This is a genomic window from Spirulina sp. CS-785/01, from assembly GCF_028330525.1.
Lineage (GTDB): Bacteria > Cyanobacteriota > Cyanobacteriia > Cyanobacteriales > Spirulinaceae > JAQMSD01.
In genome coordinates this window covers 1-7626 of record NZ_JAQMSD010000236.1, presented here as the reverse complement: position 1 = coordinate 7626, position 7626 = coordinate 1, and the positions used below count along the sequence as shown (strand labels likewise).

At 46.6% G+C, this 7626-nt stretch carries 7 protein-coding genes and 1 tRNA gene; 5 read left to right on the top strand and 3 right to left on the bottom strand.

The window, feature by feature from the left end:
- Positions 1 to 172 precede the first annotated feature (172 nt).
- Positions 173 to 1828 carry a DUF6930 domain-containing protein gene (locus PN462_RS15375; RefSeq protein ID WP_272129532.1) on the bottom strand — a complete coding sequence of 552 codons (1656 nt, stop codon included), beginning with the start codon at positions 1826 to 1828 and terminating at the stop codon, positions 173 to 175.
- A 346-nt stretch (positions 1829 to 2174) separates the two neighbouring features.
- Here PN462_RS15375 and PN462_RS15370 point away from each other — a divergent pair, with 346 nt between their 5' ends.
- From PN462_RS15370 to PN462_RS15355, 4 genes are all read left to right on the top strand, one after another.
- Positions 2175 to 2531 carry a HesB/IscA family protein gene (locus PN462_RS15370; protein WP_443029190.1) on the top strand — a complete coding sequence of 119 codons (357 nt, stop codon included), beginning with the start codon at positions 2175 to 2177 and terminating at the stop codon, positions 2529 to 2531.
- A gap of 120 nt (positions 2532 to 2651) precedes the next feature.
- Positions 2652 to 3074 carry a tetratricopeptide repeat protein gene (locus tag PN462_RS15365; RefSeq protein WP_272129528.1) on the top strand — a complete coding sequence of 141 codons (423 nt, stop codon included), beginning with the start codon at positions 2652 to 2654 and terminating at the stop codon, positions 3072 to 3074.
- Between the two features lie 108 nt (positions 3075 to 3182).
- On the top strand, positions 3183 to 4055 hold the full coding sequence (locus PN462_RS15360) for a M48 family metallopeptidase (protein ID WP_272129527.1): 873 nt from the start codon (positions 3183 to 3185) through the stop codon (positions 4053 to 4055).
- Positions 4034 to 4117 (top strand) — tRNA-Leu (locus PN462_RS15355). The genes PN462_RS15360 and PN462_RS15355 overlap by 22 nt, the downstream gene beginning before the upstream one ends.
- Positions 4118 to 4189: 72 nt before the next feature.
- On the opposite strand, the gene PN462_RS15350 is transcribed toward PN462_RS15355, so the two are convergent.
- On the bottom strand, positions 4190 to 5086 hold the full coding sequence (locus PN462_RS15350; protein ID WP_272129526.1) for a tetratricopeptide repeat protein: 897 nt from the start codon (positions 5084 to 5086) through the stop codon (positions 4190 to 4192).
- A 102-nt stretch (positions 5087 to 5188) separates the two neighbouring features.
- Here PN462_RS15350 and PN462_RS15345 point away from each other — a divergent pair, with 102 nt between their 5' ends.
- Positions 5189 to 6403, top strand: coding sequence for a DUF790 family protein (locus PN462_RS15345; protein ID WP_272129524.1), 1215 nt, complete (start codon positions 5189 to 5191; stop codon positions 6401 to 6403).
- Between the two features lie 58 nt (positions 6404 to 6461).
- Here PN462_RS15345 and PN462_RS15340 read toward each other — a convergent pair whose 3' ends face one another.
- Positions 6462 to 7421 carry an aldo/keto reductase gene (locus PN462_RS15340; RefSeq protein WP_443029189.1) on the bottom strand — a complete coding sequence of 320 codons (960 nt, stop codon included), beginning with the start codon at positions 7419 to 7421 and terminating at the stop codon, positions 6462 to 6464.
- Positions 7422 to 7626 lie beyond the last annotated feature (205 nt).

The window sequence follows — 7626 nt, the reverse complement described above, 5'->3', positions numbered from 1 at the left end:
CCATCTCCCCCATCCTCCCCATCTCCCGACTCCCCTTTGTGTCCTTTGTGTCTTTGTGGTTCAATTCCCCAACTCTCAACTATCAACTCTCAACTATCAACTTCTCCATCTCCTCCTCTCTGCGTTCTCTGTATCTGGAGTGGGTCAATTATCCATTACCCATTACCAATGATCAATCATCAAAATCAAACTGAGGAACTAATTGTAAAGGAGTTAGACCAATATCTTCAGGATCAATCATTTGCACAATAAAAAAGCCTAACATATCCTTCATTTTCGGATTACCACGACTTGCCCCACTGGCCCCCATCGCAAACACAATCCCACAATAACCATCGGTTTGTTCGAGTAAATCTTCCCAAGTCTCCTTCACTCTGAGATGTTCTGGGTTATCTTCGGCAAATTCAGCAAACACATATAACTGGTCTTCCAAGGTTTGCAAGATGCCTAAATTATAAGTGGTTTCCGTCATGGGGTCTTCCCCTGGGTTAAACAAGACGGACTCAATTCCCCCCTCATCATCAAGTTGTTCAATCACCTCCTTAATTTTGGGGCGGGTACTTTGAATAAAAATTGTCGGTAATGCCTCCCCTTCTTCTGGAAATTCAAACCACTGGGTATAGGTTTTAGAATTATCCCGTAATTGATAAACCACATCCCAAGACAAGGCCCCCAAACTAATCACCGATTTATCGGGGATTAAATCATTACGGATATTAAAGGCCGATGGCGATCCCTCCATGAGAGAGGAGACAGGATTGGACTTAGACAACTCTAAAAGGTCTTGAGAGACTTGGGGAAGGGTGGCCACTTCGATCGCCACACTTTTGTTCTGGTCTTGGTTCTGGTCTGGGACTGGAGGAGGCAGTTGCACTCGGCACTTTTGCCGCAATTGGGGGAAGTGTTCTAGATCGAGGGTTTCGCTGTAGGTGTCAAAGAAGTTAATAAAGGCATTTAGGGCCAGATAAACTGCGATCGCCTCCTCCTCATCCAGAAATAAACGCTGGCCTTCCATGGGGTGGAGACTGCCAAATTGGGGCATAATTTCATCATCGGGTAAATCCGCTAAATCGTCCTCCTCCTCGTCAAAATCCCACCCTTCGGGGTCTTTGGCTTGATAATTGAGAAACCAACAATCTTGGGCTAAAAAGGCTTCGGTGAGGTCTTCAATGGAGCTTCGGGAGGTGATGGCCTCCCGAAACCGTTGCAGGGACTCTAGGGACCGATAGAGGATCAGCCCATATTCTCCCCCCATCATGCCCAACAAAGAGACATAAACGGTGTCCATATCGCCATAGTTGACCTCAATGGAGAAAATTTGATGATCCCCCAACCAAGTCCAAGGGGCCGTCTCCCACACCTCTTGGGACATTTCCAAGAGTAATTGACTGTATTTTTCGGGGAGATGAGGGGGGCGTAACTGCTTTAAGGTTTGTTGATAGAGAGCATCAATAAGGGGGAGGTCTGGGGCGTATTCAACGCTGATATTGAGGTCTTGTAGGGCCCCTCGGAGAAAAAATTGTCCTTCGCGATCGCGCACCACAATTTTCTGAGGCCGCATGGGCAACGCTTCGGGATTTTTGGGGGTTTCTATCGCTTGAATCAAAGTCCGGGCTAAGGCTTCTACCCCTGATTTGGGGGGGATCACCTCCATAGATCGGATCATCCCTTCGCTTCCATCTACCCAGACAATACAATCCCCTCTCTCTCCTTCGAGTTCCATTTCTGGGGAAATTTCATCGACAGAAAAGCGATCGCCCTCCCAAACACTGGTACTTTGGGGGATTTTGTTTAAACGACGAAGGGTATTAGCGGGGAGACTGGTCATGAGCCGGAAAAAGTAAATTCAACAGTAAATTAGATTCGGTCGCGGAAATCTGTGTGGGAGGATATCAATTAATTTAACCCGTATTTCTCCTGACGACCCGCGACCATTGAAGAAAAATTGCAGAAATCTCAGTCTGTGGCCGCAACGGTGATTCTCTCTCTAGGATGGAAGCAGCGAGGAGAGGTGGCAAGATTTTTGGGGTAGCTCTCCCTAGAGATAGAGAGAACCCGCTATCATAGATCATAAAATGTTTAATACATATTGCTAAGTTCAATAGCATCCCATCATTAGTAGATTTAGCACAATATTGCTCTTAGCCCCCAAAAATAGGAAATTTTAAATGACTATGACTCAAGCCACTCAACCGAAACAAGACGGAATTCAACTCACCGAGACTGCCCTCAAGCATCTGCGGATGCTGCGGGAACAACAGGGGGAAGACCTCTGTTTACGAGTCGGGGTTCGCAATGGCGGATGCTCTGGAATGTCTTATCTGATGGACTTTGAAAGCCCTGATAATGTTCGTGACAATGACCAAGTGTACGATTACGAAGGGTTTAAAATTGTCTGTGACCCTAAAAGTCTCCTTTACATCTACGGGTTACAGTTAGATTACAGTACCGCGCTGATTGGCGGCGGGTTTCAATTCACCAACCCCAATGCGGCTCAAACCTGTGGTTGTGGAAAGTCCTTCGGAGTTTAAAAACCCTCGGTAACACTGTACCCAAACACTGTAGTCAGTTGAGAAGTTGGGAGTCTCCTAGTTTTGAGCTAGTTTTGCACCTCTCAACTCTCTTTTTATGTTCAATTACGGCAAAATACTATGTCAGAATCGGTTGCTTCTTTGTACGAAAGTGGATTAGAACGGTATCAAGCGGGGGAAAGCCCAGAAACGCTGATTCCGGTGTTTAAGGAAATTTGCGATCGCGCTAGGAAAAACGCTGCCGCTTGGTCCAGTCTCGCGTGGCTCTACCTCCTCGCCGATAAACCCAACCAAGCCCTCCGAGCCGCCCAAAAGAGCGTTAAAATGGATAAAAAAGCCCCCCAAGTACGGATTAATCTAGCCCTAGCCATGCTAGAAACCGGACAGAAAGGGGTTCGGACTCACATTGAAGCAGCCCAAGAAATGATGGCACTCAGTTCTGAAATTCGCCAAGATATTGAGGAAAATATCGCCGACGGCCTCAACCGCAAACCCGACTGGGAAGCCTTACACCGGGTTAAACAATGGCTAGACCTGGAATAAGTTCGTTGCATCAGTAAGTTATTGTTGGTTGTTAGTTGTTGAACCTCCCCGAACTCCCCATTACCAATCACCAATCACCCATTACTCATTACCAATCACCCAATATCAATGTCCCTCACTCAAATTCCCTTAATTGGACTGAAAGCCAATCATTTTCGCCATCCCCTCGACCAACAGGCCACCCAAACCCTCAAACAGTTGCCTGGCCTAGATATTGCAGTTCGTAATTTGTTGGGATCGATTGGGGAAGAATTCTTTTATTTAAATAATATTGCCTCCAGTGTCCAGATTAGTGAGCAACAACTGCCCCACCTGCATCAGCTACTCCTGGAAGCGTGTCAGGTGTTGGACTTAGAACCCCCTCAACTCTACATTCAACAAAATCCCGTCCCCAATGCTTATACCTTCGCCATGCGCGGGAAAAAGCCGTTTATGGTGCTGCATACCTCCCTCATCGAGATGTTAACCCCAGAGGAGATCAAAGCAGTGATGGCCCACGAGTTGGGACACCTCAAATGTGAGCATGGGGTTTATCTGACGTTGGCCAATTTGATTATGTTAGCGTCGAATTTATTACCCACCTGGGGGGCCGTGTTGGCCCAGTCGTTACAAGAGCAGATGTTGGCTTGGTTGCGTTGTGCGGAATTAAGCTGCGATCGCGCGGCCTTACTGGCCACCCAAGACCCTAAAACCATTATGTCCGTTTTAATGAAATTAGCCGGAGGGTCCCCCACCATCGCCCCCCTGCTCAATTTAGACGCTTTTATTGCCCAAGCCAAAGCCTATGATGCGGTCAGTCAAAGCGAGTTAGGCGAACTCCTGAAAGCCGCCCAAACCACGGAATTAACCCACCCCGTCCCCGTCCTACGGGCCCAAGAAGTAGATCGCTGGGCCAGTTCTCAAGATTATCAACGCTTGCTAAATTTGGGAAAAACAGGTTATAATGGCAAAGCTGAGTCGGGCAAGTGGCGGAATTGGTAGACGCACTACACTCAAAATGTAGCGGGCTTACGCTCATGAGAGTTCGAGTCTCTCCTTGCCCATTTTTTACCTTGCCCATTTTTTAGCCCATAACAGTCAAGACTTTCACCCTCATGAGCGCGAAACCACTGCATTTAACTGGCTTCTAATTCTTCCGTTGCATCGGGTTGCAAAGTCTCCCGAAATCGGATAGTTAACTCCTCTAAAACCCCTTGTAACTCTGGATGCTGCCGAAATCGGGTTAAAATCGGATCAGTTTCTAGTTGCTGGAAATATATAACAGGTTCAAGAATAATCGCTCGTTCTAGAGTGCGAATAATGCCATTAATATCATTCAGTTGGGCATAACAATGGGTGAGATCATACCAAATTGCCGCATCCGTCGGTTCGTGTTGGAGGAGTTGATTAAACCTGAGAATAGCACTATGAACCGCCCCCAACTGTTTGAGCGTATTTGCTCTTTGTTTCTGGGCCCAATAATCTTGGGGTTTGAGAGATAAACAGGTTTCGTAGCAGTAGAGAGCATCTTGATACTGTTGGCCGTGAAAATGTGCATCTCCTTTCCGGTAAAAACTCCAGTAGTCTTCAGGCCGTAAAGTAAGGACTTGTTCAAAAATCACGATCGCAGTTTTCCAGTCTCTCTTCCGTCTCAGAGATTCCGCTTTGCGATACCCACTCCAGTAATCTTGGGGCCGGATATGGAGTGCTTGGTTGAAAGCAGCGATCGCACTTTCATAGTCCCGTAACTCCTCCATAGCCACATAACCCGCATTGTACCACGCCCAATAATCCCCAGGCGTAAGTTGTGCTGCTTGTTGATAACTGGTAAACGCATCCCCAAAGCGGCCTAATTTTTCTAAAACCCTTGCTTGCTCATACCAGATTGCGCCATCATAAGGAGCAATGGCGATCGCTTGCTCTAAATTCGTTAAAGCCTCTTGATTTTCTCCGCGATCGGACAACTCCCGTCCTCGTTTATACCAAACCTCTGGAGTCTCACAACGAGACTCTAAAAAATCCGAAACCATCATATCCCTTTATTCCCAAAATAACCTTAAACCCAGCCCACTGCAACTGAGTGAAAAAACCTAACAGTCTAGTTAACTCCATTTTCTGAATCCATTGCGTCAACAATGTTACCAAGTGACCTGCTCAGTTACCGTTTTCAAGGAGAAACCATCCTCCCCAAATACCTCCCCCTCAACACCACTAACATTAACCTCGCCAAAGAACAAATCGACTGTTTTCAGACCTGTTTAGGGAAACCCCAAAAACACCTAGACCAGCAACTCCATGACCTAGAAGGAGACAGTCCCGACTATCGCGTTAAACGGGGACTCGCTCATTTACTCCGCAACAGTTTTTCCACCTTGGAAATCGTCAGTCCCCTAGACCCCCAACTCCTCCGTCAACGAGTCTTCTCCCACGCGGCCAAAAACCACCCCCTCCCCCATAACCGCAGTCAAAACTTAGAAACCTTAGCCAGTCAACTCTCCCAAGAATTACACCGGGAAGTCCTCCCCGTAGAAATAGAAAAAGGACTCTACGCCGACCTACAAGAAAACCGTATTCTAACCGAATTTGAACCCCCTGCACCCGAGACCTTACTCCATCGTTACAACCTCTCCCAAGTCCAAGGTATCTTTTACAGAGCATCTCAAGTCACCATTAACGCTTATCGCAATGTCCCAGGGGAATACAAACTCCTCTTTCGCTATTTAAAACTCTTTCAACTCATGTTTTATGTTGAGGGGGACGTTGATCACGGCTTTACCATTATTTTAGACGGGCCCACCAGCTTATTTAAATCCAGCACCCGTTATGGGTTAGCCTTTGCCAAAATGCTCCCCGCCCTCCTCCACGTCACCAAATGGCGTTTAAACGCCATTCTACAACAAAAAGATAACTACACCGGAGCAGTCAAACAAGGAACTTTTGAACTCGAAGACAACTGCAACCTCGTCACCCATTATCCCCCCGGTAAACCCTACGATAGCATGATTGAAGAAGCCTTTGCGAAGCGGTGGGAAAAAACCAAAACCGACTGGATATTAGAACGAGAAGTCAATTTAATTCCCATTCCAGGAAGTGTAATGATTCCCGACTTTCGCCTTGTCCATCCCGAGGGCAGAGACTATATTTTAGAAATTGTCGGTTTTTGGCGGCCTGACTATTTACAAAAGAAATTTGCTCAAGTCCGTCGTTCTGATGTCGATAATTTAATCTTAGCCATTTCTGAACGTTTAAACCTAGAAAAAGCCGGAGTCAATCCCGATACCGTCCCCGCAAAAGTAATTTGGTTTAAAGAAAAATTATCTCCCAAATCAGTATTAGAAGTGTTAAGTTAATTTGGGTAATGGGTAATGGGTACTTGGTAACTGGTAATCGAACACCAACAACTAACAACTAACGATACTCATCCCCACAATCTCCAATCACCATCATTAAATCCTGAGACTGCTGAAAAATAGGCTCTAAGGCTTGATAATCCGCCTCATCGAGTTGGAAATCAAACACCTTAGAATTATCCTCAATATGCCCTTGTATGCCCAATCTCGCGCCCACAATTGCCCCCGCTACCGCCGCTTGTTCTAAAATATAACGAACCGCAATATTCGCCATACTGCGCTGATGTTTTTGGGCAATTTTTGCTAAAACTTGCAATAACTCCTGAAACAACGGCCAACCCCCCCAAGCCCGAATCATGTTATAATATTTACGCTGGCTGACCGTCTTCATCGTCCAACGACTGGGTGTAGGTTGCCCTAAATACGTCTCACTTAAAAACCCCCCACACAACGTCCCATAAGCCAATAAATGCACCCCCTTCTCTTGGCAAAATTGCGCCATTTTCGCCAAAGGCCGACGATCCACTAAGGAAAACTGAACCTGATTTGAGACAATTTTAATTCCCGCATCAAGGATAATCTTTAAATGTTCCGTATCAAAATTAGTTAACGCTAAATGCTTAATCTTCCCGTCCTGCTGCAAGTCGGCCATGTGGTGTAACGCAGTTAAATAATTCTCATCCCCATAATCCCACCAATGGAATTGTAATAAATCCAAACAATCTGTTTGCATCCGTTGGCGGGAAATATCAATATTTTTCTCGACCACTTGACGGGTCATTTTTCCAGGACGGGGAACCCATTTCGTAAAAGTTTGGATATTGTTTAATGCGTCCTTTCCCCGTTGTTTCTCCAGTTGGGTGCGAAATTCCCCGATAAAATCCTCTGCGGGTCCATAATGGTCCGCTAAATCCCAAGTTGTGAACCCTGCATCCACATAAGCAAACATGGCCGCAAGGGCCTTTTCGGGGTTAATGCGGCCATGGCCTCCGGAAACTTGCCACATTCCGTTCAACAAAAGAGCCGCGGGACTCCCCCACCTCGGAACAGGTGGGGGAGAAAAGCGGGTGAGTCGATACCGTTCGATGCGGTTGAGACTCACAATCTCTTAGGCTACGCATAGACCATTTGACCTCCTGATTAACGTTGTTTTTGACACCGAAAACTGCCCGATTCGCTTCCACTGCCAGTCATACAGCGACACCACCTTATTGACCTCGCTG

Coding starts and splice junctions, on each gene's coding strand:
- PN462_RS15375 (WP_272129532.1), bottom strand. CDS start 1,828: ATGACCAGTCTCCCCGCTAATACCCTTCGTCGTTTAAACAAAATCCCC.
- PN462_RS15370 (WP_443029190.1), top strand. CDS start 2,175: ATGACTCAAGCCACTCAACCGAAACAAGACGGAATTCAACTCACCGAG.
- PN462_RS15365 (WP_272129528.1), top strand. CDS start 2,652: ATGTCAGAATCGGTTGCTTCTTTGTACGAAAGTGGATTAGAACGGTAT.
- PN462_RS15360 (WP_272129527.1), top strand. CDS start 3,183: ATGTCCCTCACTCAAATTCCCTTAATTGGACTGAAAGCCAATCATTTT.
- PN462_RS15350 (WP_272129526.1), bottom strand. CDS start 5,086: ATGATGGTTTCGGATTTTTTAGAGTCTCGTTGTGAGACTCCAGAGGTT.
- PN462_RS15345 (WP_272129524.1), top strand. CDS start 5,189: ATGTTACCAAGTGACCTGCTCAGTTACCGTTTTCAAGGAGAAACCATC.